Here is a 26,363-nt window from a genome sequence, read left to right as displayed (position 1 = left end):
GGCACGAAGCACTTCGCGAAGACGCGGAGGCGAGACACATACGGATCCCGCAGTTCCTCCGTCCCTGTCTCGAAAGGCTTTCGCATGCCCACCGTCTCCGCGCACGTCGCCCTCACCCTCGCTCAGCACATCGACGCCGTCTTCGGCGTGATGGGCAACGGCAACGCCTACTTCCTCGACGCGATCGAGACGCAGACGGATGCCGTGTTCACCGCTGTGCGCCACGAACAGGGTGCCGTGGTCGCCGCCGACGCCCACTTCCGCGCGTCCGGCCGCATCGCCGCGGGCACGTCGACGTACGGCGCCGGTTTCACGAACACCCTGACCGCGCTCGCAGAGGCCGTGCAGGCGCACGTGCCTCTCGTGCTCGTGGTCGGTGACGAACCCACCTCCGGTCCCCGCCCGTGGGATGTCGACCAGATCGCTCTCGCCTCCGCCGTGGGCGCCCGCACCTATACCGTCGGGCGGGCCGATGCCGCCGCCACCACCGTCATCGCGATCGAGCACGCCCTCACCTACCGGGTGCCGGTCGTCCTCGCGATCCCGTATGACGTCGCAGCTCTCGAGGCCGGCGAGGTGCCGGAGGCGCCGTCGCCGCGCATCCCCGCACCTCTCGCCCCGCGCGGTGAATTCGCCGACGCGATGCTCGACGAGATCGCCGCCGCTCTGGCCGGCGCCGAGCGGCCTTTCCTGCTGGCCGGTCGCGGAGCATGGTTGTCCGGAGCGAGCTCCGCACTGGGAGAGCTGGCCGCAGCGACCGGCGCGCTCACGGCTTCCTCGGCTCTCGGCCGCGGGGTCTTCCCCGACACGCGGTACGACCTCGGCGTGACCGGCGGCTTCGGTGCCGACGGTGCGATGGAGCTCGTGCGCTCCGCCGATGTCGCCGTCGTGTTCGGCGCCGCACTGAACCAGTTCACGATGCGTTTCGGTGAGCTGTTCGCGCCGGGCACCCGCGTCTTCCAGATCGACACGGCACCGGCGGCGACGCACGCGCACGTCGGAGGCTTCGTGCGTGCCGACGCCCGGCTCGCCGCAGAGGAGCTCGTGGCCCGGATCGGTACAGCCGGGTCGGCGCACCCCTGGCGTGAGACGGTCGACGTCGCCGCCGCGCGCACGTACGACGCCGGCGACGACCTCGCTCCCGACGGACGGCTCGACCCGCGCTCGGCCGCCCGACGCATCGCCGAGCTGCTGCCGGAAGACCGCGTGGTGGTCTCCGACGGCGGGCACTTCATCGGGTGGGCGAACATGTACTGGCCGGTTGCGGCTCCCGACCGCATGATGATGGTCGGCACGGCGTTCCAGTCGATCGGACAGGGATGGCCGAGCGTCGTGGGCGCGGCCCTGGCACGGCGCGAGTCGACCGTGGTGCTCACCTCCGGTGACGGCGGCGGACTCATGGCGATCGCCGATCTGGAGTCCGCCGTGCGCGCGGCCGGCGGCCGCGGCATGGCCGTGGTCTGGAACGACGCGGCCTACGGAGCCGAGGTGAACCTCTACGGCCTCAAGGGGCTGGCGGAGGGCCCGATGCGCATCCCCGAGGTCGACTTCGCCGCGTTCGGCGCGGCCGTGGGAGCCGAGGGCGTCGTCGTGCGTACGCTCTCCGACCTCGACCGCCTCGCGAGCTGGGCCGAGGAGGACACGGCGACGCGACGCTTCCTGCTGCTCGACCTGCGCATCTCGGGCGACGTCATCGCGCCGTACCAGCAGGAGATCATCCGCGTGAATTCCTGACGCATCCGTCGCCGGCCCTTCACCTGGCAGACTCGGACGATGCCGGGTCTCCATCACGTCGAACTGTGGATCGCCGACCTCGATGAGGTGCGCGCGCAGTGGCGCTGGGTGCTGGGCCGGCTCGGCTTCACGCTCGACGGCGAGTGGCCCGGCGGGGAGTCCTGGATGGCCGGCGACGCCTACCTCACCCTCACGACGTCGCCGAACCTGTCACACGCCGCACACGATCGCCGACGCGCCGGCCTCAACCACCTCGCGTTCCACGGCGGTGCCCGCGACGCGGTCGATGCGATCATGGCCGAGGCGCCCGCCCACGGCTGGCACCCGCTCTACACGGACCGCTACCCGCACGCCGGTGGCGACCGGCACTACGCCGGCTGGCTCGAGAACGCCGCAGGCTTCAAGATCGAGATCGTCGCGGACGTGGTCGTCTAGGCGCCGTAGTCAGGAAGCTCCTGCAGCGTCCAGGAGTTGCCGTCCGGATCGTCGAAGGACACGAACCGCCCCCAGTCGAGGTCCTGCACGCCGCGTGCCTCCACGCCGAGGCCCTGCAGATGCGCCAGCGCCTCGTCGGCATCCGGCACCACGACCTGGATCGTGTTCTGCGTGCCCGGTTCGAGGTCGATGCCCAGCCCCGTGCCGAACGCGATCGAGCATGCCGAGCCCGGTGGTGTCATCTGCACGAAGCGCAGTCCCTCGGTCGGCGTCTGATCCCAGTCGGCGGTGAAGCCGATCTTCTCGTAGAACTGCTTCGAGCGGTCCACATCGGTGACCGGCACGAAGATGAGCTCGATCTTCCAGTCCATCACGCACTCCTCCTGTCGGGCGTCGTCGCCCGTCGGCGTCCACCGTACGCGCGGCCGCCGACGTCCCGCCACACCGAAGCGGCGTCAGATCCATCCCTTGTCCTGAGCGATCCGCACGGCCTGCGCCCGGTTCGCCGCCCCTGTCTTCCCGATCGCCGCCGAGAGGTGGTTTCGCACGGTTCCCGCCGACAGGAACACCTCGGAGGCGATCGCGGCGGCGGAGCGCCCGTCCGCGGCGAGACGCAACACCTCCCGCTCCCGGTCGCTCAACGGGTTCGCGCCGTCGAACAGACTGTCGGCGGCGAGCACCGGATCCAGCACCCGCAGTCCCGACCGCACGCGCCGCACGGCTTCGGCGAGCTCCTCGGCAGGGGTGTCCTTCACGATGAAACCGCTCGCTCCGGCATCCAAGGCGGAGCGCAGGTAGCCGGGGCGCGCGAACGTCGTCACCACGAGCACGCGCGTCCCCGCGCTCGCCTGCCTGATGCGTCGCGTCGCCTCCACCCCGTCCATCCCCGGCATCTGGATGTCCATCAGACACACATCAGGACGAAGCTCTTCCGCGAGTCGCACAGCCTCCGCGCCATCCGCGGCCATGCCGACCACGGTGAGGTCGGGCTCGAGTTCGAGCAGCGCCCCCAGCGCGCCGCGCACGAGCGCCTGGTCGTCGGCGATCAGCAACCGGATGGTGTCACCGGCCGAAACGCTCACCACGTCACCTGCACGCGCGCGCCCGCGTCTTCCGTCGCGCCGAGCGCGAACGCCGCGCCCGCAGCCGCCGCGCGCTCGCGCATGCCGCGGATGCCGTTGCCTTCGGCCGCACCGATGCCCACCCCGTCGTCCTCCACCACCAGCCGCCCCGGCAGCAACCGCACCCGCACCGTCTGCGCCCGCGCATGCCTGAGGGTGTTGGTCGTCGCCTCGCGGAGAATCCAGCTCGCGGTGATCGCCTGCACCGGCGACAGGGCGCTCGGCTCCCCCTCGACCTGCATCTCGATGTCGGCCGCGCGGAACGAGTCCCGAGAAGACGCGAGCTGTTCGACGAGCGTGGTCACCCGCGCTCCCGCCACCGTCGAGCGGACCCCGGCGATCGCCTCCGCCGTGAGCCGCTCGATGTCGGCGAGCTCGGCCTTGGCGCGTTCCGGATCGGAGTCCATCAGCCGCCGCACCAGTTGCGCCTTGAGGCCGACGACCGTCAGGGAGTGACCGATCAGATCGTGCACGTCACGGGCCACGGCCTCGCGCCCCTCGCTCGTCGCCAGCTCGAGGCCGAGCCGCTCCGCTTCCGCCGAGCGCAGGATGAGCCAGGTCGACACCGTGTTGACCACTCCGAGAAGCGCCACGATCGCGAGGATCGAAAGGTAGCTCATCCCGCCGGGAAGCAGGAACACGCACAGCGCCGTGACCACGACCGCCGCGACGGTCGTGATCCAATGCCACGCACGCGTCAGACCGTACGAGGCGAAGGACATCACGAACGGCAGGAAGCTGAGCGCCGATCCGCCCTCCGCCGGTACCGAGAGCAGTGCGCACAGGATGAGCGCTGCGAACGTGATCCACTGCCGTGTCGACGGCGTACGTCCGAGTCCCCCGCCACCGCGCATGCCGTGCATGAAGCCGGTGACGTACAGCACGATGAACGCGACCAGGGCGACCCAGCCCACGATCACCCAGGCCGGCGGCGCTTCGGATCGCAGGAGCGCGATCACCGGATACACCAGGAAGACGAGCCAGATCACGGCCATCAGCCACCCGAACCGCGCCCACGGGTCTTTCCCCGTGGCGCTGTTCGTCTCGCGCTTCGCGTGTGGCGTCATCCGTCCAACCTACTGTCGTCGCGCACCGCTACTGCCGCGCCCTGGAGCGCTTCATGCCCATCATGACCAGCAGGGCGAACAGCGCGAGCCAAACGACGACGTTGAGGAACAGCATCCACAGCGGGTCGGTCTGTCCTGTCGTGAGCACCCCGTCGGTGAGCGGCCACCGGCTCAGGGCGACGAAGCCGTACAGAGGCGTGAATCGGGCGATGTCGAGCATCACGCCGTCGAGCGGCATGAACACGTTGCCGAAGAACGCGAAGAACGTCATTGAGATCGAGGCGAGAGCCGCTGCCGAGTCCGAGCTGAAGAACAGCCCGACGCCGAGCCCGAACAGTCCGTACATGAGGCCGATCCCGAGGATGATGCCCGCCGTCGCGACCCAGCGCCAGCCGTCTTCCACCTGCGCACCGGTCATCATCCCGGCGGCGAACACCGCCACCAGCGCCAGCGCCGCGAAGGTCACGGCCGTGAGCAGCTTCGTCAGCGCGTATCCGGCGGTGGTCAGCGGGGTCATGGCGAGTTGGCGCCCCCAGCCCTGCTTCGCCTCGGTCGCGGCGAGCGATGTGAGCGAGCTCATCGCGACCGCCGTGCCGTAGGCGGCCATCGAGGTCATCACGTAGAACGAGACGTTCCCGTGGCCGGCGGAGAGCGAGCCGTACCCCATCCCGGCGCCGAACAGCAGGTACATCGCGACCGGCATCGCCAGGGTGAACGCGAGCGTGTAGGGGTTGCGCAGCTGGCGGACGCCTTCGATACGCAGCATGGTGGGTGAGACGAGCATGTCAGTTCTCCGTCAGAGCAGTGAAGGCGGTTTCCAGAGTGGGGGCGGCGATCTCCAGGTCGTGGGCGCCGCCTTCGAGCAGGATGCGGGCGGCGGCATCGGAATCCGCGGCGCGCAGGCTGAGACGATCTCCGTCGAGTCGCACGGCGACGACGCCGTCGGTCGCGCTCAAGGTCGCGACGAGGGTCGCCGCGCCCTCGTCGACCGTCGCCGAGACGGTCCGCTCGCCGAGACTGGCCCGCAGCAGCGCCGTGGGGGCGTCCGCGACCACGGTCCCCCGGTGCATCACCACGGTTCGGCGCGCGAACTGCTCCGCCTCCTCGAGATAGTGGGTGGCGAAGATGATCGTGCGTCCGGCATCCGCATCCGCACGCATGACGTCCCAGAAATGGCGGCGTGCCGTGACATCCATACCCGCGGTGGGCTCGTCGAGCACCAGGATGTCGGGGTCGGAGACCATCGCGAGCGCGAACTTCACGCGCTGCTGCTCCCCCCCGGAGCACTTCGACACCCGGCGGCGGGCGAGGTGCTCCAGGTCGGCTCTGGCGAGGACCTCGTCCACTCTGCCGAGAGCCTGCGCACCGTGAAGAGAGGCGATGAGGCGCACGGTCTCGCCGACGGTCAGGTCGCCCAGGAGCCCGCCGGTCTGCAGCACCGCCCCGATCGCTCCGCTCGAGGTGGCGCGCTCCGGTGCGACGCCGAGCACCCGCACGGTGCCGCTGCTGGGTTGCGTGAGCCCCAGCAGCATGTCGAGCGTGGTGGTCTTGCCCGCGCCGTTGGGTCCCAGCAGTGCGACGACCTCCCCGCGCCGGATCGACAGGTCCACCCCGTCGACGGCCTGCACGCGGCGGTCGCCGGTGCCGAAGTGTCGTTTCACGGCGCTCAGTTCGAGCACCACGGGGTCATCGATCGGGGCGGCGGATACCGGTCGAGCGGTGGCCCGCGTCACCGACCCGTCCACGGAGGTGTTGTTCATGCCTCCAGCCTCCTCCGCCGAGGGCGAGGAGACCGGAGGGCAGTGTCATCTCCTCGACATGACACGTGTCATGTCGAGGACGGGTCAGCGTGCAGGCAGCAGCGCCCCCTCGAGGAACGCGGCCAGCTCGGTCGTGTCGTCGAGCGGAAGGATCGCCGCCACGTACTGGTCGGGGCGCACCACGATCACGACGCCGTCGCGGGAGAGCTCGCGCGCGGCGAAGATGTCGGTCTCGGTCCACTTGCTGGGGCCTGCGGCGTAGACCTTCTCCCAGTCGGTGAGTCCGAGGGGGCCGGTCTTCGGCTGGAACAGCGCGGGCGCCGAGGTGACCTCGATCTCCTCGAACGGCTGCTGGTAGACGGCCTTCACATCGAAGACCGCATCGACATCGGCGTCCGCCGGGGTGAAGCGCGCGAACAGGGGCTCGGCCTTCTCGGCCCACGCGGCGAGCGCGTCGCCGGTGCGGTCGCCGAAGGCGTAGACGCGCCAGCGTCCGTCGGCCTTCGCGTGGTGTCCGAGGTGCACCACGTTGCCGTCGCCGACCCGCACGACCTCAGCCGACTTGAAACGCTTGCCCAGCGGATATCCCGGGGCGAGGGACTGGTGCGTGTCGGACCCGGTGATCATCGACGAGGTGTACTGCGTCATGAATCCGGACGGGAACTCGGCCGTCGCAAGGTAGTAGGTGGCCAGCTCGTTGGGGTCGGAGATCTCCTCGGGCTTTCGGGCCATCAGGCTCGACCACTCGCGGTCGAAGTCGATCAACTGCTGCGCCACGGGCCGCCGTTCGGCGCCGTACGTGGCCAGCAGGTCTTCGGACGCGCGTCCGGTGAGCACCGAGCCTAGCTTCCAACCGAGGTTGAAGCCGTCCTGCATGGACACGTTCATGCCCTGGCCCGCCTTGGCGCTGTGCGTGTGGCAGGCGTCTCCGGTGAGGAACACGCGCGGCGTCCGCCCCGACCCGTCGATCACATCGTCGAAGCCGTCGGTGACGCGGTGTCCGACCTCGTACACGCTGTGCCAGGCGACCTCGCGCACGTCGAGCGTGTACGGGTGCAGGATCTCGTTGGCGCGACGGATGATCTCCTCGATGGGCGTCTGCCGCACCCGGTGATCGTCGTCGTCCGCGACCTCGCCGAGGTCGATGTACATGCGCGAGAGGTAGCCACCCTCGCGCGGGATGTGCAGGATGTTGCCCGCCTCAGAGTTGATGGCGCACTTGGTGCGCCAGTCCGGGAAGTCGGTGTTGACGAGCACGTCCATGACGCCCCAGGCGTGCGCGGCCGAGGCGCCCACGTGCGTGCGCCCGATGGCCTGGCGCACACCGCTGCGGGCACCGTCGCACCCCACGACGAACTTGGCGCGGATGGTCCTCGCCTCTCCTGCCCGCTCGCCGGCGACGTAGCGGATCCCCACCTCCACGGGGTACTCCCCCGTGTCGTGGACCGTGAGACCGGTGAACTCGACCCCGTAGTCGGGCACGATCCGTCCGGGGCCGTTCGCCGCGGCCTCGGCAAAGTAGTCCAGCACTCGCGCCTGGTTGACGATCAGGTGCGGGAACTCGCAGATGTCGTAGGCGTAGTCGGACGTGCGGGAGGTGCGGACGATCTCGTCGCGCTTGTCGGGGTTCGGCCCCCAGAAGTTCATCCAGCCGATGTTGTAGGCCTCGGCGATGATCCGCTCGGCGAACCCGAACGCCTGGAACGTCTCGACACTGCGCGGCTGGATGCCATCGGCCTGGCCGAGCGGGAGGCGGCCGTCGCGCTTCTCGATGATGCGCGTGGAGATGCCGGGGTACTGCGCCATCTGGGCCGCGAGGAGCATTCCCGCCGGCCCCGATCCGACGATGAGCACGTCGATCTGGTCGGGAAGGTCGGCGGAGCGCGCGGCGCCGATACCGGCGGCGTCCTGCACGCGCGGGTCAGCGGAGACGTAGCCGTGGTGGTGGAACTGCATCGTCGTCGATTCCTTCCGGACTTCTTCGTCGGGTGTTGCCTGTCGGGTCTTGCATCCTGAACCCGCGTGTTCTATATTCGAACACAGAGTTCTACTATTGAACACAGCCTAAACCTCGCCGTCCGCGATCGCAAGGGAGCGCCCGCATGCCCGAGAACACCGCCGCCTCCCCCGCCTCGCAGACCCTCAGCCGCGGCATCCGCATCCTCGAGGTGCTGGCCGACGCACGCGGCCCCCTCACGATCGACGAGATCGCCTCGCGCCTGGGCGTTCACCGCTCGATCGCCTATCGCCTGCTGCGCACCCTCGAAGACCACGGGCTCGTCTCCCGAGACGCGTCCGGCGCCGTGAGCCTCGGCGCGCGCATGGCGGCACTCGCGGCCGGAGTCGCCCACGATCTGCAGGCCGAGGCCCTCCCCGAGCTCACCGCGATCGCCAACGAGCTGGGGATGACCTGCTTCCTCGCCGTACTCGACGGCGAGGAGTGCATCACGCTGGCGAGCGTCGAGCCCCGCCACGCCGTCGCGAGCGTCGCCCAGCGCCCCGGCGCCCGCCACCCGGTGACGGTCGGAGCTCCCGGCAAGGCGATCCTCGCGCAACTCCCCGAGCACGAGTGGCCCGAAGCGGCGCCGTCGTCACTGCCCGCCGATGTGGAGGCGACCCGGAGCCGCGGATATGCGACGAGCCACGATGAGGTCATCCCCACCGTGCAGTCCGTCGCCGTCCCCCTCGCCCTGCGCGGCCAGCGCCCCGCCGCGATCGCGGTCGTGCACGTGGCCACCGACCTGGACGACGCCGAGATCGCCGGGCGGCTGCAGCGCTCGGCATCCGTCATCCGCGAATCCCTCGACGGCTGACCGCCGCGACAACGCGTGAGCACGCCCACCCAGAGGGGGACGTGCTCACGCGTTCGGGTGACTCCGGAGAATCAGGCCTTCGCGAGTCCGTAGATCGGGCTGACGGACTGCTCCTCCTCGTGATCCGGTCCGAGCGGGATGCCCGAGCGGTCGCGCAAGAGCAGTGTGGCGATGAGACCGAGCACGGTCATGCCCGCGAGGTACCAGGTGACGGCCTGGGTCGACCCGGTGGCGCTCACGATGGCCGTGGCGATGGTCGGCGCGAAGGCCCCACCGGCGATCGCGCCGATGGCGTACGAGATCGAGACGCCGGAGAAGCGGATGCTCGCCGGGAACAGCTCGGCGTACAGCGCCGCCTGCGGTCCGTACGTGAAGCCGAGACCGATCGTGAGGATCGCGAGCCCGGCGAACAGCAGACCGATCTCGCCCGTGTTGACGAGCGGGAAGAGCGTGAAGACACCGACCAGCTGCAGCACCCAGCCGATGACGTACGTCGTGCGACGGCCGATGCGGTCGGACAGCCAGCCGGCGAGGAGCGTCGTGAGCAGCCAGGTGACCGCGGATCCGGCGACGGCCCAGAGGACCGGGCCCCGCTCCAGGCCGATCGGCCCCTCCGGGTTCGTGGCGTAGCCCTGGATGTACCCGCCGGTGGTCATGTAGCCCACGGCGTTGTTGCCGGCGAAGACGAATGCGGCGATGATCACGAGCAGCAGGTGCTTGCGGAACAGCTGAGCGATCGGCATCCGCGCCTTCTCCTTGCGGGCCGAGAGCTCGGTGAAGACGGGGCTCTCCTCGACCTTGCGGCGCACGTAGTAGCCGACGAGGATCAGCACGACGCTGAGCAGGAACGGCACACGCCAGCCCCAGGCGAGGAACTGGTCGCCGGGGGCGATCACCGTCATCAGCGCCATCACACCGGAGGCGAGCAGCAGACCGAGGGGCACGCCGATCTGCGGAGACGCCCCGAAGATGCCGCGCTTGCGGCGAGGAGCGTGCTCGACGGCCATCAGCACCGCGCCGCCCCATTCACCGCCCGCCGAGATGCCCTGGACGATGCGCAGCAGCACCAGCATGATCGGCGCCATGATGCCGATCGTCTCGTACGTGGGCAGCAGACCGATGAGCGCGGTCGCGGCGCCCATCAGGATCAGCGTCCACATCAGCACGGTCTTGCGCCCGAGCTTGTCGCCGTAGTGCCCGGCGAGGAACGCGCCGAGGGGGCGGAACAGGAAGCTGACGCCGACCGTAGCGAAGCCGATCAGGGCGCTGTTCTCGCCGAGCGGGGCGAAGAAGAGCTGGCCGAAGACGAGCCCGACGGCCGTCGCGTAGATGAAGAAGTCGTACCACTCGACCGTGGTGCCGACGACGGTGGCGAACACGACGCGGCGTCGATCGGCCGCCGTCGCGATGGTTCCGGTGGGCGTGAACCCAGCCTGTGACTGCCCGCTCATGGGGTGTCTCCTTTGGTTGTGACCGCATTGTCACGGCGTGCAGCGGAATGGATCCGAAGTGCTTGCCGAGGGGTGAACCGATGATATATGATTTCGAATACGACGCACAAGGCGTCCCGCACGACAACGCAGACGAGCGCGAGGAGGCGCCCCGTGACGGACACAATCGACCGCCCCGGCAAGATCATCGCGATCCATCTGAGCTATGCCTCACGCGCCGATCAGCGCGGCAGACGCCCCGCCTCGCCCTCGTACTTCTTCAAGCCGGCCAGTTCCGTCGGCGCCTCCGGAGGCACGGTCGAGCGACCGGCCGGCACGGAGCTGCTCGCCTTCGAAGGGGAGATCGCCCTCGTGATCGGCACGGCCGCGCGCCGCGTCTCGCTCGACGAGGCCTGGGCGCACGTGGGGTGGGTCACCGCCTCGAACGACCTCGGACTGTACGACCTGCGCGCGAACGACAAGGGCTCCAACGTCCGCTCCAAGGGCGGCGACGGCTACACGCCGCTCGGTCCCGACCTGATCGATGCCCGCACCGTCGACCCTGCGGCCCTCCGGGTGCGCGCCTGGGTGAACGGCGAGCTCCGCCAGGACGACACCACCGCCGGGCTCATCTTCCCGCTCGCGCAGCTCGTCGCCGACCTCTCCCAGCACTTCACCCTCGAACCGGGCGACGTGATCCTCACCGGAACCCCCGCGGGCTCATCGGTCATCGTCCCCGGCGACGTCGTCGAGATCGAGGTGGACGCCCCGGATGCCCCCGGCGCCCCCACGTCCGGACGCCTCGTCACCACCGTCACGCAGGGCGAGACCCCTTTCGACGGCGAGATCGGATCGCTCCCCGCCGTCGACGACCTGCAGCGCACCGAGGCCTGGGGGTCTCGCGAAGAGGCGGGCCTGCCTCCCGTCGAGAAGGCTCCTGCCCTCTCCCCCGAACTGCGCGCCCAGCTCCTCGCCGCCCCGACGGCCGGTCTCTCGGCCCAGCTCCGCAAGCGCGGACACCACTCCTGCTTCATCGACGGGGTGTCGGCGAACATCACCGGCAGCAAGATCGTCGGCACCGCCAAGACGCTGCGCTTCGTGCCCTTCCGCGAAGACCTCTTCGCCGCGCACGGCGGCGGCTACAACGCGCAGAAGCGCGCGTTCGATGCCGTGGAAGACGGCGAGATCATCGTCATCGAGGCCCGAGGCGATGCCACGACCGGCACCCTCGGCGACATCCTCGCCCTGCGCGCGAAGGTCCGCGGCGCCGCCGGGGTCGTCACCGATGGCGGCGTACGCGACTTCGACGCGGTCGCCGAGATCGGACTCCCCGTGTTCTCGCAGGGCGCGCACCCCTCCGTGCTCGGCCGCAAGCACGTGCCGTGGGACGTGGATGTCACGATCTCCTGCGGCGGTGCGACCGTGCAGCCCGGAGACATCATCGTCGGCGACAGCGACGGAGTGATCGTGATCCCGCCGGCCCTGGCCGCCGAGGTCGCCGCCAGCGCCGTCGCGCAGGAGATCGAAGACGCCTGGATCGCCGAGCAGGTCGCCGCAGGTCACCCCGTCGACGGCCTGTTCCCCCTGAACGCCGAGTGGCGCGCCCGCTACGAGGAGGCCACGGCCCACCGGAGCACGCGATGACCACGACGACGGCCAGCAAGTCCGAGGTCGCGTACGAGTGGCTCCGTTCGCGGATCACGGGGCACATGTTCAGCCCCGGCTACCGGCTGGTGCTGGGTTCCATCGCCGAGGATCTGAAGATGAGCGTCGTCCCCGTGCGCGAGGCGATCCGCCGCCTCGAAGCCGAGGGACTCGTGACGTTCGAGCGCAACGTCGGAGCGCGGGTGACCCTCGTCGACGAGAGCGAGTACGCGCACACCATGCAGACGCTCGGCCTGGTCGAGGGCTGCGCCACCGCGCTCTCGGCTCCCCTGCTCGACGAGGACGCTCTCGAGGAGGCCGCCCGTATCAACGAGCGGATGGCGCAGATGCTCGATCATCTCGACGCCCACGCCTTCACCGAGCTCAACCGCCAGTTCCACTCGGTGCTGTTCGAGCCGTGCCCCAACCCTCACCTGCTCGACCTCGTGCACCGCGGCTGGTCGCGGCTCTCCGCCATCCGCGACACGACTTTCGCATCGATCCCCGGACGCGCCCAGCACTCGGTCGAGGAGCACACCGAGATCCTCGACCTCATCCGCGCGGGCGCCGACCCGCTCGAGATCGAACTCGCCGCCCGCAACCACCGCTGGCGCACGATGGACGCGTTCCTCGACGCACTGCACACCCGTTCCGCCCAGACGACCGGAGAAACCTCATGACCGATTCGCGCATCCCCGCCGACCTCCCCGACCACATCCAGCACTACATCGACGGCGCGTTCGTCGATTCCGTCGACGGCGACACGTTCGACGTGCTGGATCCGGTCACCAACCAGACCTACACGACCGCCGCCGCCGGCAAGAAGGCCGACATCGAACTCGCCGTCGCGGCAGCCACGCGCGCGTTCAACGAGGGCCCCTGGCCGCGGATGCTCCCCCGCGAGCGCTCGCGGGTGCTGCACCGGATCGCCGACATCGTCGAGTCCCGCGACGCACGCCTGGCCGAGCTCGAGTCGTACGACTCCGGCCTGCCGATCACGCAGGCGCTGGGACAGGCCCGCCGCGCCGCCGAGAACTTCCGGTTCTTCGCCGACCTGATCGTCGCGCAGTCCGACGACGCCTTCAAGGTGCCGGGCAAGCAGATGAACTACGTCAACCGCAAGCCGATCGGTGTCGCCGGCCTCATCACGCCGTGGAACACGCCGTTCATGCTCGAGTCGTGGAAGCTCGGGCCCGCACTCGCGACCGGCAACACGGTCGTGCTCAAGCCGGCCGAGTTCACGCCGCTGTCGGCATCCCTGTGGGCCGGCATCTTCGAGGAGGCGGGGCTGCCCAAGGGCGTCTTCAACCTCGTGAACGGTCTCGGCGAAGACGCGGGCGACGCGCTCGTGAAGCACCCCGATGTGCCGCTCATCTCGTTCACGGGCGAGAGCCGCACCGGACAGATCATCTTCGGCAATGCCGCCCCGTTCCTCAAGGGCCTGTCGATGGAGCTCGGTGGCAAGTCGCCCGCTGTGGTCTTCGCCGACGCCGACCTCGAGGCCGCAGTCGACGCCACGATCTTCGGCGTCTTCTCCCTCAACGGCGAGCGCTGCACCGCCGGCTCCCGCATCCTGGTCGAGCGCTCGATCTACGAGGAGTTCGTCGAGCGCTACGCCGCGCAGGCGAAGCGGGTCAAGGTCGGCTACCCGCACGACCCGGCCACCGAGGTCGGCGCGCTCGTGCACCCCGAGCACTACGACAAGGTCATGAGCTACGTCGAGATCGGCAAGACCGAGGGCCGCCTGGTCGCCGGTGGCGGTCGCCCCGAGGGCTTCGAGGAGGGCAACTTCGTCGCACCGACCGTGTTCGCCGACGTCTCCCCCGACGCCCGTATCTTCCAGGAAGAGATCTTCGGCCCCGTCGTGGCGATCACGCCCTTCGACTCCGACGAGGAGGCGCTCTCGCTCGCGAACAACACCAAGTACGGGCTCGCCGCCTACATCTGGACGAACGACCTCAAGCGCGCGCACAACTTCGCGCAGTCGGTCGAGGCCGGCATGGTGTGGCTGAACAGCAACAACGTGCGGGACCTGCGCACGCCGTTCGGCGGCGTGAAGGCCTCGGGCCTCGGTCACGAGGGCGGCTACCGCTCGATCGACTTCTACACCGACCAGCAGAGCGTGCACATCACGCTCGCGGCCCACTCCCACAACCCGACCTTCGGCAAGAACTGACCCCACTGTCTCGTTCCGGTCGCACTTTGTGCCGCCCCGCCGACGCGGATGCGACAGAAAGTGCGACCGGAACCCTCACGCAAGGACGCTGACATGACACACCGCGACGACATGACTCTGACCTCCTCGGGCTTCTACGTCTCCCAGGAGGCGCCGATCCGCTCGGACAACCCGATCGCGACGCCGCAGAGCTCGCCGCCAGACATCCTCCGCTGCGCGTACATGGAGCTCGTGGTCACCGACCTCGCCGCCTCCCGCCAGTTCTACGTCGACGTCCTGGGGCTCTACGTCACCGCGGAGGACGACGAGGCGATCTATCTGCGTTCGACCGAGGAGTTCATCCACCACAACCTGGTGCTGCGCAAGGGCCCGATCGCCGCCGTGGCCGCCTTCTCGTACCGGGTCCGCACGCCCGAAGACCTCGACCGCGCCGTCGAGTTCTACACGGAGCTCGGCTGCGACGTGCGCCGCAACGAGAACGGCTTCGTCAAGGGCATCGGCGACTCGGTGCGCGTGGTCGACCCGCTCGGCTTCCCGTACGAGTTCTTCTACGCCACCGAGCACGTCGAGCGGATGTCGTGGCGCTACGACCTGCACATCCCCGGCGAGCTGGTGCGCCTGGACCACTTCAACCAGGTCACCCCCGACGTACCGCGTGCCGTGGGGTTCATGCAGGACCTCGGCTTCCGCGTCACGGAGGATATCCAGGACGAGGAGGGCACCGTCTACGCCGCCTGGATGCGCCGCAAGCCCACCGTGCACGACACCGCCATGACCGGCGGCGACGGACCCCGCATGCACCACGTGTGCTTCGCCACGCATGAGAAGCACAACATCCTCGCCATCTGCGACAAGCTCGGAGCCCTGCGCCGCTCCGACTCGATCGAGCGCGGTCCCGGCCGCCACGGCGTCTCGAACGCGTTCTACCTCTACCTGCGCGACCCCGACGGGCACCGCGTCGAGGTGTACACGCAGGACTACTACACCGGCGACCCCGACAACCCGGTCATCACCTGGGATGTGCACGACAACCAGCGCCGCGACTGGTGGGGGAACCCCGTCGTCCCGTCCTGGTACACGGATGCGTCGCTGGTGCTCGACCTCGACGGCAACCCTCAGCCGGTGGTCGCCCGCACCGACTCCAGCGAGATGGCGGTGACCATCGGCGCCGACGGCTTCTCGTACACGCGAGCGGACGACGACAAGGACATGCCCGAGTACAAGCAGGGCGAGTACAAGCTGGGCCACCAGCTCTAGGAGGCACGGATGCTGTCAGCAGACACGATCACGCAGATCGCGGCGGAGCTCGCGGAGGCCGACCGCACGCACGCGGTGATCCCGCGCATCACGGCGCGGTACCCGGAGGCCACGGTCGAGGACTCCTACGCGATCCAGGGTGTCTGGAGGGACTCCCAGATCGCCGCGGGTCGCCGGCTCGTCGGCCGCAAGATCGGGCTGACGTCCAAGGCGATGCAGCAGGCCACGGGCATCACCGAGCCGGACTACGGCGTGATGTTCGACGACACCGTGTACGAGTCCGGCTCCGAGATCCCGGTCGATCACTTCTCGAACGTGCGCATCGAGGTCGAACTCGCCTTCGTGCTGAAGACCCCGCTGGAGGGCCCGGACTGCACCCTCGAGGATGCCCTGGCGGCGATCGACTACGCCGTGCCGGCGCTCGAGGTGCTGAACTCGCACATCGAGCTGGAGGGCCGCACGATCGTCGACACGATCAGCGACAACGCCGCGTACGGAGCGATGGTGCTCGGCACGGTGCACCGGCGCCCCGACGAGATCGATCTGCGCTGGGTTCCCGGCGTGCTCTCCCGCAACGGCGAGATCGAGGAGACCGGCGTCGCCGCCGGAGTGCTCGGCCACCCGGCGACCGGGGTCGCGTGGCTCGCGAACAAGTTCCATCAGCACGGCGCGCGTCTCGAGGCCGGGGAGATCATCCTGGCAGGATCGTTCACACGCCCGATGTGGGTGTCGCGCGGCGATGAAGTGCTGTGCGATTACGGACCGATGGGAACAATTGCATGCCGCTTCGTCTAGACCCCTCGTTCCGTGAGCAGCTCGCGGCCTCCGATCGAGCGTTCGTGGGCATGTGGGTCTGCTCCGGCAGCCCGCTGCTCGCCGAGGTCGCCGCGGGGTCGGGACTGGACTGGCTGCTGATCGACATGGAGCACTCGGCGAACACGCTCGATTCCGTGCTCGTGCAGCTGCAGGCTGTCGCCGCGTACCCGATCGCCCCGCTCGTGCGGGTGCCGTCGAACGACACCGTCGCGATCAAGCAGGTCCTCGACCTCGGGGCCCAGAACCTGATCGTGCCGATGGTGTCGTCGGCCGACGAGGCCCGCGCCGCGGTGTCCGCGACGCGGTACCCGCCGGAGGGCGTGCGCGGCGTGGGCAGTGCTCTGGCCCGCAGCGCGCGCTGGAACCGTGTCGATCAGTACCTGCAGGAGTCCGCGCAGCACGTCTCCCTCACGGTGCAGATCGAGACGGCAGCGGGCGTCGAGGCCGCAGCCGACATCGCCGCGGTCGACGGCGTCGACGCGGTGTTCGTCGGCCCCTCCGATCTGTCCGCGTCGATGGGCCTGCTGGGTCAGCAGACCCACCCCGATGTCACGGCCGCGGTCGAGAGGGTCTTCGCCGCGGTCAAGTCCGCTGGCAAGGCCGTGGGCGTGAACGCGTTCGACCCGGCAGCCGCCGACGCCTACCTCGCCGCGGGCGCCGACTTCGTGGCGGTCGGAGCGGATGTGGCGCTGCTCGCCCGCGCCTCCGAGGCTCTCGCCGCGCGCTTCACCTCGGCAGACGGCGGCTCCCGCGCCAGCTACTGATCCGCGGGGTCGTGCGCCTGCGGCCTGGGGCAGGCAACGCCTGAACTAGCGGATTCATAGCATCGACCGCGAGACTGTCGGCATGACCTTCGCCGCGCTCCAGCCCCTCGCCGACCGTGCCGCCCTCTTCGTCGCGCTCCGTCAGGACGCTCTCTCCGCAGCCGCCGACGCCCTCGGCGAGCACCGCTGGGACGCGGACCTGGCCGCGGGCACCCTCACCTTCACGGCCGACGCCGACCCGTCGCGGCAGCTCGTGGCGCGCGCGCACCTGATCGCGACGATCGCCCCCGGGCCCCGCTCGCTCCTGTGGGCCTGGGCGCACCCGAGCGGCGACGCACAGGGTGTCGCAGCGCAGCTGCAGGCCTACGGCAACGAGCACGGGATCGCCGAGCTGACCGCTCCCGAGGTGCCGTTCCCCGCCGAGGTCTCGGGCGACGACGACTGGATCGCGCAGGCCGCGCACACGGTCGGTGCCGTCGCGGTCGAGCTCACCGGACGCTCCCCCTACTACTCCGCCCCGGTCGGCAACGGAACCCGTGCGGTGTTCGTGCTCGATGCTCCGCTGGCACCGCTCACCGTGGCGGATGCGGTCATGGCGCTGCCCCGTGTCCTCTCGGGCATCAGCCTCCCCGATGCGCGCACTTCCGTCTGGGACCTCGCCCGACTCGCGGGTTGGACCCTCGCCTGGACCGACGAGGCGTTCTCCGGCGCCGATGTCTCCGATGCCACGGGCACCGCGACCTTCCGCTTCGACGAGCAGGCACGCATCAGCGGGATCGAGAGCACGCTGCACGCGCAGGGCTGATCCTCCGCGGGAGGATGTGGGATTCTGGTCGCATGAAGAACGGAATCGTCCGGTTCGCCGCGCTCTACGTGTTCAATGTCGCCGCACTGCTGGTGATCGGCCTGCTGCTGCCGGGCGTCTCGGTCGGGTTCAACGCCCTGTGGGCATCCGTCATCCTGACCCTCGCCGCCCTGTTCGTGAAGCCCCTGCTCGCCGGAGCCTTCCGCAGGTCGGCGGCGAAGTCGGCCGCCGAGCGCACCAAGACCGGCGAGAAGGTCGTGCAGTACGTGCTGGTGTATCTGGTCGAGCTGATCGTCTGGGTACTCACGGTGTGGCTGAGCGGTGTGCGCGCCTCCGGCTTCTGGGCGTTCGTGCTGCCGCCGCTCGCGCTGCTGTTCGGATGGATGATCTACGACCAGATCGACGACCGGCTCCGCGCCAAGGCGGGAGAGATCTACGACTCGGTGCAGGCGCGGGTGAAGGGTGGCGAGACGAAGACGGCGTCTCCGACCGCCGCCGCGGCGGAGGCGCCAGAGACACGCGCCGCGCGCGATGAGCTCGACGACGGTCTCACACCCGAGCAGCGGCGCATGCTCGACGAACTGGGCTGAGTGCGAAGAGCCGACCCGAACCCGGCTGAACCGGGCGCGCGACAGACCGGCTGCGAACGTGGAAAGGCGCCCATCCTCCGAGGAGGACGGGCGCCTTTCGCATGCGGTGCGCGCGCGCTGACGTCAGGCGATCCGCTCGGCCGCTTCCACGACGTTCGTCATGAGCAGCGCGACCGTCATCGGGCCCACGCCTCCCGGGTTCGGGGAGATGTACCCGGCGACGTCGGCGACGTCGGGGGCGACGTCGCCGAACACCAGGCTCTTCCCGGTCTCGGGGTCGGTCTCTCGCGTCACGCCGACGTCGAGCACGGCGGCACCGGGCTTGACGTCTTCGGCGCGGATCAGATGCTTCACCCCGGCCGCGGCGACGATCACATCGGCCTCTCGCAGGTAGCGCGGCATGTCGACGGTTCCGGTGTGCGTGAGCGTGACCGTGGCGTTCAGGTCGCGTCGCGTGAGCAGCAGCCCGATCGAGCGGCCGATCGTCACCCCGCGGCCGACCACGACGACATGCTTCCCCTTGAGGTCGTAGTCGTTGCGCAGCAGCAGCTCGATCACCCCTCGCGGTGTGCACGGCAGCGGGGTGTGGATGGGTCCGTTGACGTTGAGCACCAGACGCCCGAGGTTGGTCGGGTGCAGACCATCGGCATCCTTCGCCGGGTCGATCCGCTCCAGGATCGCATCGGTGTCGAGGTGCTTCGGCAGCGGCAGCTGCACGATGTACCCGTGGCACGCGGGGTCGGCGTTGAGTTCGTCGATCAGAGCTTCGACGTCGGCCTGCGTGGCGTCGGCGGGCAGCTCGCGTTGGATCGAGTTCATCCCGATCGCCTCGGACTGCCGGTGCTTCATGCCCACGTAGAGCTGCGAGGCCGGGTCGGCGCCCACGAGCACGGTCGCGATGCCCGGCGTGATCCCTCGCGCCTTGAGTGCGGCCACGCGTTCGGTCAGCTCGGCACGGATCGCGGCGGACGCCGCCTTCCCGTCGAGGATCTTCGCGGTCACTGCTGCAGGTCGGGGTAGAGCGGGAACGCGGCGGCGAGGGCGTCGACGCGAGCGCGCAGCGACTCGACGTCAGCGCCGGGAAGCAGCGCGAGCGCGATGATGTCGGCGACCTCGGTGAACTCGGTGTCGCCGAAGCCGCGGGTCGCGAGCGCCGGGGTGCCGATGCGCAGACCGGAGGTGACCATCGGCGGGCGCGGGTCGTTCGGGACGGCGTTGCGGTTCACCGTGATGTGGATGTCGTGCAGCAGGTCTTCGGCCTGCTTGCCGTCGATCTCGGCGTCGCGCAGGTCGACCAGCACCAGGTGCACGTCGGTGCCGCCGGAGCGCACCGCGATGCCGGCGTCCTTCACATCCTGCTGCGACAGGCGCTCCGCGATGAGCTTCGCGCCACGCAGCACGCGCTCCTGGCGCTCCTTGAACTCGGGGGTGGCTGCGAGCTTGAACGCCGTCGCCTTCGCGGCGATCACGTGCATGAGCGGGCCGCCCTGCTGACCGGGGAACACCGCGGTGTTGATCTTCTTGGCGAGATCTGCGTCGTTGGTGAGGATGAAGCCCGAGCGCGGACCACCGATCGTCTTGTGCACGGTCGAGGAGACGACGTGGGCATGCGGCACCGGGTTCGGGTGCAGACCAGCGGCGACCAGACCGGCGAAGTGCGCCATGTCGACCCAGAGCAGCGCACCGACCTCGTCGGCGATCGCGCGGAAGGCCGCGAAGTCCATCGTGCGGGGGTAAGCCGACCATCCGGCGATGATGACCTTCGGCTTGTGCTCGATCGCGAGACGGCGCACCTCGGCCATATCGATCGTCGAGGTCTCGGGGTCGACGCCGTAGGCGACGATGTCGTACAGGCGACCGGAGAAGTTGATCTTCATGCCGTGCGTCAGGTGGCCGCCCTGGTCCAGCGACAGGCCGAGCAGGGTGTCGCCGGGGCGCGCGATCGCATGCAGGACCGCCGCGTTCGCCGACGCACCGGAGTGCGGCTGCACGTTCGCGAACTCGGCGCCGAAGAGACTCTTCGCCCGCTCGATCGCGAGGGACTCCGCGACGTCAACCTCTTCGCAGCCGCCGTAGTACCGGCGTCCGGGGTAGCCCTCGGCGTACTTGTTCGTGAGCACCGAGCCCTGCGACTGCAGGATCGAGACGGGCACGAAGTTCTCCGAGGCGATCATCTCGAGGAAGGTCTGCTGGCGCGTCAACTCGCGATCCAGGACCTCGGCGATCTCGGGGTCGACTTCGGAAAGCGGGGCGTTGAAGTAACGGTCGGTCATGACGTGCTCCTTTGACAACGGATTCGAAAGGGGTGTTCCTATCGGCCCAGGCGCGCGGTCGAATTCCGTGGTCAGTCGCTCCCCGGTGGTAGTCCACCCAGACGCCAGTCGCGACGTCTACGAGCATAGCCGATGCGACGACCCCGCACGCCGGCGTGTCCACGATCGTCGCAGAATCGATTCGACTTCCGCCATTCCCCTGAGCGATGCCGACGGGTAGGTTTTGTTCATGGTCCTTCCTCATCCTCTTCCGCTCGTGCCAGCGCCTGTGTCCGCCACCACGCGAGAAGGACGGATGCCGATCACCGCGACGACGCGTGTGCACGGCTCCTCCCCCGCTGCCGCCCAGCTGATCGACGCGGTCGAGCGCCGCACCGGCATCCGCCTCTCCACCTCCGACGGGAGCTCCGGCGAGATCGAGCTGCTGATCGACCACGGCTCCTCGGCGCCGGAGGGGTACACGCTCGAGATCGGCGAGCGTGCGATCATCGTCGGCGCCGACGAGCCAGGGCTCTTCTACGGCGTGCAGACGCTGCTGCAGCTGCTGCGACAGGACGACTCCGGCTGGGCCCTGCTCGGCGCCGATGTCGCGGACTCGCCGCGCTTCCCGCGACGGGGCGTCATGCTCGACGTGGCCCGGCACTTCTTCGGCGTCGGCGACGTGAAGAAGTTCATCGACAGCACGAGCTCCCTCAAGTTCAACCACCTGCACCTGCACCTGAGCGACGACCAGGGGTGGCGCGTGCACATCGACGCCTGGCCGCTGCTGACGGAACGGGCCTCCGCGACATCGGTGGGCGGCGACCCCGGCGGTTTCTACACCAAGGCCGACTACCGGGAGATCGTGGCGTACGCCGCTTCGCGTCACATGATCGTGATCCCCGAGATCGACCTGCCTGGTCACACCCACGCGATCGGTGTGGCCTACCCCGAGCTCGTCGAGGCGCCGGTGCTGAACGACAACCTCATCGCGGATTCCGCGCGGCTCGGCCAGCCGCTGCCCGTCGCCGGCGAGACGTACCTGGGCTGGGGCGTCGGCCACTCCAGCGTCCGCATCCACGAGGAGCGCACCTACGACTTCGTGCGCGATGTCGTCCAAGAGCTGGCCGAGATGACCCCGGGTGCGTACATCCACATCGGCGGCGACGAATCCCTCGGCACGCCCCAGGCCGACTTCGACCTCTTCGCCGAGCGCGCGACCGCGATCGTCGTGGAAGCGGGCAAGATCCCGATGGCCTGGCATGAGATGGGATCCGCGACGAACATCGCCGAGGGAACCGTCGGACAGTACTGGGGCAAGACCACCCCCGAGGGCACGCATGCCGAGGAGGCCGCGCACTTCGTCGAGCGCGGAGGCGCCCTCATCATGTCGGCGGCTGACGTCACCTACCTCGACATGAAGTACACGGAGGACTTCCCCCTCGGCCTCACCTGGGCGGGGATCATCGACGTCCGCTCCGCCTACGAGTGGGAGCCGACAGCCGTCCTCGACGTGCCGGACGCCGCGATCCTCGGCGTCGAGGCCCCGCTCTGGTCCGAGACCACCCGCACGCTCGGCGAGGTCGAACAGCTGGTGTTCCCCCGTGCGGCGGCTCAGGCCGAGGTCGCCTGGTCGCCGAGAGAAGCGCCCGAACGCGTATGGGAGTCCTTCCGCGTGCGCGTCGGCGCCCTCGCTCCGCTGTGGAAAGCTGAGGGGATCGACTTCCATCCCGCAGACGAGATCCCCTGGAGCGCACGTTGATCACCCACTCCTCCGCGACCGGTTCGCTGGTCATCCACTCCGCACGGATCGTCGACGGCGGCGACATCGTCGAGGACGGCTGGGTCCGCATCCAGGACGGCGTCGTCACCGGCCGCGGGACGGGATCGGAGTGGACCGCGGCGGATGAGGTCGTCGATGCGGTGGCCCTCGCCGGTCCCGGCGCCCTGCTCACTCCCGGATTCGTCGACATCCACGGCCACGGCGGCGCCGGCGCCGCATTCGACGACGGCGTGGAGGCGATCCGCACCGGGCGCGAGATGCATCGTGCGCACGGCACCACCCGCGCTGTCATCTCGCTCGTCACGGCGCCCCTTGAGTCGCTCGCCCGCAGTGTCGCGCTCATCGCCGATCTCACCGAGACGGATGCGGACATCCTGGGTTCGCACCTCGAGGGCCCGTTCCTCGACCCCGGGCACCACGGCGCGCACGAACCGTCGCTGCTGCGTCACCCGACGGCGGCGGATGTCGCCCTCCTGCTCGATGCCGGACGCGGCACCGTCCGCCAGATCACGATCGCGCCGGAGCTGCCCGGCGGGCTCGACGCGATCAGGCAGATCGTGGCCGCGGGCTCGGCCGCTGCCGTCGGCCACACGGATGCGGACGCCACGATGGCCGTCGCCGCCTTCGAGGCGGGGGCCTCCATCCTCACCCACGCGTTCAACGCGATGCCGGGCATCCATCACCGTGCTCCTGGACCGGTGCTGGCAGCGGCAGCCGATCACCGGGTGGTGCTCGAGGCCATCGCCGACAACGTGCACCTCGATCCGCACGTCGTCAAGCTCGTGTTCGACTCCGCACCCGCACGCGTGGCACTGATCACCGATGCGATGGCGGCTGCGGGCAGCGCCGACGGCCACTACGACCTCGGGGCCGTGAGCGTCACGGTCGAGAACGGCGTAGCGAGGGCCGATGACACCGGGTCGATCGCCGGCTCCACGCTCACGCAGGACGTGGCCCTGCAGCGCGCCGTGCAGGCGGGAGTGGCGCTTCCCGAAGCCGTTCGCGCACTCACGCAGACACCGGCGCGTGCGATCGGACGCGATGCATCCCTCGGCAGCCTGACCACCGGAATGCTCGGCGATGCCGTGCTTCTGGATGCGGATCTGCGCGTCGCGCGCGTGTGGTCAGGACCACGGCTGCTCGTCTGAGACGGCGCCGCGCGCGACGCGCAGCTCTGCGCTCTCCGGTCATACGTGTGTGATGGGGCGGGAGGCCGCCGTTCCCCAGATCGGCGGCCTCGTTCCCCCTCGTGAGACGGGCGGCCGGGCTCTCCTCCCCCGAGGCTCCCGACCCGCCCGACCGGCGCGAATACCCCCCGCACCAGTGCCTGGATCCCGCCCCCCGGTGGGATCCTCACGGCTGTCTCTATGGGATGAGACGATGCTCATCCCGATTCATTACGCGACTTCTCGAAAATCTTTCGAGAAGTCATCCCGATCCTCGGATCGAAACGTGTGGGAGGCCGCCGTTCCCCAGATCGGCGGCCTCATTCCCCCTCGTGAGACGGGCGGCCGGGCTCTCCTCCCCCGAGGCTCCCGACCCGCCCGACCGGCGCGAATACCCCCCGCACCAGTGCCTGGATCCCGCCCCCCGGTGGGATCCTCACGGCTGTCTCTATGGGATGAGACGACGCCCCTCCCGATTCATTACGCGACTTCTCGAAAATCTTCGAAGGAGTTTCGGATACCGTCTGCAGACGCCGCCGGAGGCCCCCTCGCGCGAACCCGGGCATCGGCTTGGAGTTCGCGGAGAGGGTGGCTTCCCTGGGAGATTCGCGAGAGAATGGAGAAGTCGCGTGATGAGAGGCGCTCTCATGCGTCTCTTCCCGTAGAGGCGCACCCGCGCCCGGCGACAGATGGATGATTGTGCACGAAGAGAACACGACTCACGACGAAACGATCGGCGACGCCGACCTGATCCTCCGCACCCGTTCGGGAGACACGGAGGCGTTCGGTGAACTCTGGAGACGGCATTACCCGTCGGGGCTCTCCGTGGCGCGCTCGGTCACCTCCTCCATCGATCCCGATGACCTCGTGCAGGAGTCCTACACGCGCATCTATCAGGCGATCATCAAGGGCGGCGGCCCCAACGGCTCCTTCCGCGCCTACCTCTTCACGAGCATCCGCAACACGGCGGCAGGGTGGGGACGTGCTCGTCGCGAGACCGCGATCGACGAACTCGACACCGTCGCCGACCCCGACACCACCGACCAGGCGGCGAGCGAGGCGCTCGATCGCAGCCTCACCGCGCAGGCCTTCCGCAGTCTCCCCAGCCGCTGGCAGGAGGTGCTCTGGTACACCGAGATCGAGCAGATGAAGCCGCAGGAGGTCGGGCCCCTCCTCGGGATGAAGGCCGGCGCCGTGTCGCAGTTGGCGTTCCGTGCGCGTGAAGGCCTTCGTGAAGCCTGGATCCAGGCGCATCTGCGCAGCGCCGAAGACGGCTCCGAATGCCAGTGGACCATCGAGCACCTCGGCGCCTATTCTCGCGGCAACCTCAGCACCCGCGATCACAAGCGACTCGAGCTCCACCTCGACGAGTGCGCCCGATGCATGATCGTCGCCGCCGAGGCGAAAGACGTCTCCAAGCGTCTCGCCCTGGTGCTGCTGCCTCTCGTGCTCGGCGTCACCGGTGCCGCAGGCTACCTCGCCACGCTGCAGGGTGCGGGCACGCCCATCGTCGCTCTGGCGGCCATGCCGTCGAGCATTCCGGGTGCCGTCTTCGCCGGGGACCCCGGTGTCACGCACGCCGCGACGGGCCTCGCCGCTTCGGGCGGTTCAGGTTCCGGCGCCGGCGGCTCGGCAGGCGGCACGGCGGGCTCTTCCGCCGGCGCCGGTGCCGGCGCGGCGGGCGGGGTGTTCACCGGGATCGGTGCACTCGTCGGCGTGGGCTCGGCCGCACTGGTCGTCGCTGGCGTCGTCGCCGCCTCCACGATCATCCCCGGACTCGCCGGAGCCGATCCCGCGACCTCGCTCCCGAACGCCGGGGACGAAGACCCGTCCTCGATCTCGGCGGACGTCGGTCCCGACGAGAAGATGAGCCTCGACGAGCCCGTCATCATCGAAACGCCCGTCATCGTGCCGGAGGAGGCGCCCGCGCCCCCGACCGACGATCAGGCGGAGCCAGGACAGGATCCGTCGTCCGCACCGGCCGTCACACCGCCACCCGTCACGACCCCGCCCACGGCCCCCGTCGAACCGACGAAGCCGGTCGAGCCCGAGAAGCCCGTCGAGCCCGTCGACCCCGGTGTTCCCACGGAAGCGCCGACCTGGACGACCGCGACGATCGTCTTCGACGAGCTGACCGTGCACTACCGCGTGCCGATCACCGGCGCACCAGGCGCGACGGTCGAAGCGCTTCTCGACGGCAGCCTCGGCGGGGGTGACACGATCGTGCTCGACGACTCCGGAGCGGGTGCGATCGACCTGCGCCCCGGCCTGTTCCAGTACTACTTCGCCGCTTCGACGAAGGTCACCTTCCGGTACGTCCTCGATACGGGCGACGCGCCCTTCGCGGACACCACTCTCCTCGCGCTGCAGCCCAACCGCCCCGGCATCGAGATCCCGATCGAAGAGGGTCCGGTCGAGGAGGACCCGACGGAGAGCGACCAGACTCCCGTCGATGAGAACCCGGTCAGCTCCGCTCCTGTCGACGATGTCGTCATCACGACCGATGCTCCCGCAGAGGTCGCACCCGTCGACGAAGCTCCGGCAGAGGTCGCACCGGCAGAGGTCGCACCCGTCGAGGTCGCACCCGTCGTGGCCGCACCCGTCGTGGCCGCACCCGTCGTGGCCGAGCCGGTGATTCCCGCTCCCGTGGGGCAGGAGCCGATCACGACCAAGGTCGCCGATGTCGCCGCGCCCGTCGAGGCGGGCGCCGTCCCGACCGAGGACTCCCCCGTCGCCGAATAGACTGGATC

General features: G+C 69.6%; 23 protein-coding genes and 1 riboswitch. Of the genes, 14 read left to right on the top strand and 9 right to left on the bottom strand.

Translation table 11 applies throughout. The features are described from left to right. Positions 1-84: 84 nt before the first annotated feature. Both F6W70_RS14635 and F6W70_RS14630 read left to right on the top strand, forming a co-directional pair. Positions 85-1,734 carry a thiamine pyrophosphate-binding protein gene (locus F6W70_RS14635; protein ID WP_055870619.1) on the top strand — a complete coding sequence of 550 codons (1,650 nt, stop codon included), beginning with the start codon at positions 85-87 and terminating at the stop codon, positions 1,732-1,734. Between the two features lie 39 nt (positions 1,735-1,773). Next, positions 1,774-2,169: a VOC family protein gene (locus tag F6W70_RS14630; protein WP_055870616.1), complete on the top strand. Its 396-nt coding sequence runs from the start codon at positions 1,774-1,776 to the stop codon at positions 2,167-2,169. Here the strand turns inward: F6W70_RS14630 and F6W70_RS14625 are convergent. The 6 genes from F6W70_RS14625 to F6W70_RS14600 form a co-directional block, all read right to left on the bottom strand. Beyond that, complete coding sequence (locus F6W70_RS14625; protein WP_055870613.1) at positions 2,166-2,540, bottom strand: VOC family protein; 375 nt, start codon at positions 2,538-2,540, stop codon at positions 2,166-2,168. The genes F6W70_RS14630 and F6W70_RS14625 overlap by 4 nt on opposite strands. Positions 2,541-2,624: 84 nt before the next feature. Next, entirely contained in the window at positions 2,625-3,254 is a 630-nt protein-coding gene (locus tag F6W70_RS14620; protein ID WP_055870611.1) for a response regulator transcription factor, read from the bottom strand. Beyond that, positions 3,248-4,357, bottom strand: coding sequence for a sensor histidine kinase (locus F6W70_RS14615; RefSeq protein WP_151487119.1), 1,110 nt, complete (start codon positions 4,355-4,357; stop codon positions 3,248-3,250). The genes F6W70_RS14620 and F6W70_RS14615 overlap by 7 nt, the downstream gene beginning before the upstream one ends. A gap of 28 nt (positions 4,358-4,385) precedes the next feature. Beyond that, on the bottom strand, positions 4,386-5,141 hold the full coding sequence (locus tag F6W70_RS14610; protein ID WP_055877508.1) for an ABC transporter permease: 756 nt from the start codon (positions 5,139-5,141) through the stop codon (positions 4,386-4,388). 1 nt (position 5,142) lies between these two features. Further along, entirely contained in the window at positions 5,143-6,117 is a 975-nt protein-coding gene (locus tag F6W70_RS14605; RefSeq protein WP_082524387.1) for an ABC transporter ATP-binding protein, read from the bottom strand. A gap of 84 nt (positions 6,118-6,201) precedes the next feature. Next, complete coding sequence (locus F6W70_RS14600; RefSeq protein ID WP_151487118.1) at positions 6,202-8,073, bottom strand: FAD-dependent monooxygenase; 1,872 nt, start codon at positions 8,071-8,073, stop codon at positions 6,202-6,204. Positions 8,074-8,219: 146 nt separating this feature from the next. On the opposite strand from F6W70_RS14600, the gene F6W70_RS14595 reads away from it, so the two are divergent. Continuing rightward, positions 8,220-8,930: an IclR family transcriptional regulator gene (locus F6W70_RS14595; protein ID WP_127482007.1), complete on the top strand. Its 711-nt coding sequence runs from the start codon at positions 8,220-8,222 to the stop codon at positions 8,928-8,930. Positions 8,931-9,001: 71 nt separating this feature from the next. Here F6W70_RS14595 and F6W70_RS14590 read toward each other — a convergent pair whose 3' ends face one another. Next, the gene (locus tag F6W70_RS14590; RefSeq protein WP_151487117.1) at positions 9,002-10,381 is read right to left on the bottom strand and encodes an MFS transporter; all 1,380 of its coding nucleotides are present in this window, start codon (positions 10,379-10,381) and stop codon (positions 9,002-9,004) included. Between the two features lie 153 nt (positions 10,382-10,534). On the opposite strand from F6W70_RS14590, the gene F6W70_RS14585 reads away from it, so the two are divergent. The 8 genes from F6W70_RS14585 to F6W70_RS14550 all read left to right on the top strand — a co-directional run bounded on the left by F6W70_RS14585 (position 10,535) and on the right by F6W70_RS14550 (position 18,412). Continuing rightward, entirely contained in the window at positions 10,535-12,004 is a 1,470-nt protein-coding gene (locus F6W70_RS14585) for a fumarylacetoacetate hydrolase family protein (RefSeq protein WP_151487116.1), read from the top strand. Continuing rightward, a complete protein-coding gene (locus F6W70_RS14580) occupies positions 12,001-12,684 on the top strand; it encodes a GntR family transcriptional regulator (RefSeq protein WP_151487115.1) in 684 nt (227 codons plus the stop codon). Before F6W70_RS14585 ends, F6W70_RS14580 begins: the two co-directional genes overlap by 4 nt. Beyond that, the gene (gene hpaE / locus F6W70_RS14575) at positions 12,681-14,180 is read left to right on the top strand and encodes a 5-carboxymethyl-2-hydroxymuconate semialdehyde dehydrogenase (protein ID WP_055877488.1); all 1,500 of its coding nucleotides are present in this window, start codon (positions 12,681-12,683) and stop codon (positions 14,178-14,180) included. Before F6W70_RS14580 ends, hpaE begins: the two co-directional genes overlap by 4 nt. 93 nt (positions 14,181-14,273) lie before the next feature. Continuing rightward, positions 14,274-15,437 carry a 3,4-dihydroxyphenylacetate 2,3-dioxygenase gene (gene hpaD, locus F6W70_RS14570; RefSeq protein ID WP_017828355.1) on the top strand — a complete coding sequence of 388 codons (1,164 nt, stop codon included), beginning with the start codon at positions 14,274-14,276 and terminating at the stop codon, positions 15,435-15,437. Positions 15,438-15,446: 9 nt separating this feature from the next. Then, positions 15,447-16,232 carry a fumarylacetoacetate hydrolase family protein gene (locus F6W70_RS14565; RefSeq protein ID WP_127482004.1) on the top strand — a complete coding sequence of 262 codons (786 nt, stop codon included), beginning with the start codon at positions 15,447-15,449 and terminating at the stop codon, positions 16,230-16,232. Then, positions 16,217-17,017: an HpcH/HpaI aldolase family protein gene (locus F6W70_RS14560; RefSeq protein WP_127482003.1), complete on the top strand. Its 801-nt coding sequence runs from the start codon at positions 16,217-16,219 to the stop codon at positions 17,015-17,017. The genes F6W70_RS14565 and F6W70_RS14560 overlap by 16 nt, the downstream gene beginning before the upstream one ends. Positions 17,018-17,099: 82 nt before the next feature. Further along, entirely contained in the window at positions 17,100-17,822 is a 723-nt protein-coding gene (locus tag F6W70_RS14555; RefSeq protein ID WP_055870581.1) for a DUF6882 domain-containing protein, read from the top strand. 32 nt (positions 17,823-17,854) lie between these two features. Further along, positions 17,855-18,412 carry a phage holin family protein gene (locus F6W70_RS14550; protein WP_151487114.1) on the top strand — a complete coding sequence of 186 codons (558 nt, stop codon included), beginning with the start codon at positions 17,855-17,857 and terminating at the stop codon, positions 18,410-18,412. Positions 18,413-18,535: 123 nt separating this feature from the next. Here the strand turns inward: F6W70_RS14550 and F6W70_RS14545 are convergent, their stop codons facing one another. Next, complete coding sequence (locus F6W70_RS14545; RefSeq protein ID WP_151487113.1) at positions 18,536-19,414, bottom strand: bifunctional methylenetetrahydrofolate dehydrogenase/methenyltetrahydrofolate cyclohydrolase; 879 nt, start codon at positions 19,412-19,414, stop codon at positions 18,536-18,538. After that, positions 19,411-20,685, bottom strand: coding sequence for a serine hydroxymethyltransferase (glyA, locus tag F6W70_RS14540; RefSeq protein ID WP_055870573.1), 1,275 nt, complete (start codon positions 20,683-20,685; stop codon positions 19,411-19,413). Before glyA ends, F6W70_RS14545 begins: the two co-directional genes overlap by 4 nt. Before the next feature lie 37 nt (positions 20,686-20,722). Continuing rightward, positions 20,723-20,807, bottom strand: a riboswitch (ZMP/ZTP riboswitch). 107 nt (positions 20,808-20,914) lie between these two features. On the opposite strand from glyA, the gene F6W70_RS14535 reads away from it, so the two are divergent. The 3 genes from F6W70_RS14535 to F6W70_RS14525 all read left to right on the top strand — a co-directional run bounded on the left by F6W70_RS14535 (position 20,915) and on the right by F6W70_RS14525 (position 26,355). Beyond that, the gene (locus F6W70_RS14535; RefSeq protein ID WP_151487112.1) at positions 20,915-22,426 is read left to right on the top strand and encodes a beta-N-acetylhexosaminidase; all 1,512 of its coding nucleotides are present in this window, start codon (positions 20,915-20,917) and stop codon (positions 22,424-22,426) included. After that, complete coding sequence (gene nagA / locus F6W70_RS14530; RefSeq protein WP_151487111.1) at positions 22,423-23,595, top strand: N-acetylglucosamine-6-phosphate deacetylase; 1,173 nt, start codon at positions 22,423-22,425, stop codon at positions 23,593-23,595. Before F6W70_RS14535 ends, nagA begins: the two co-directional genes overlap by 4 nt. A 717-nt stretch (positions 23,596-24,312) precedes the next feature. Further along, a complete protein-coding gene (locus F6W70_RS14525) occupies positions 24,313-26,355 on the top strand; it encodes a sigma-70 family RNA polymerase sigma factor (RefSeq protein WP_170287923.1) in 2,043 nt (680 codons plus the stop codon). Positions 26,356-26,363 lie beyond the last annotated feature (8 nt).

It is taken from the genome of Microbacterium maritypicum, from assembly GCF_008868125.1.
GTDB lineage: Bacteria > Actinomycetota > Actinomycetes > Actinomycetales > Microbacteriaceae > Microbacterium > Microbacterium maritypicum.
This window is presented reverse-complemented; position numbering and strand designations above follow the sequence as displayed.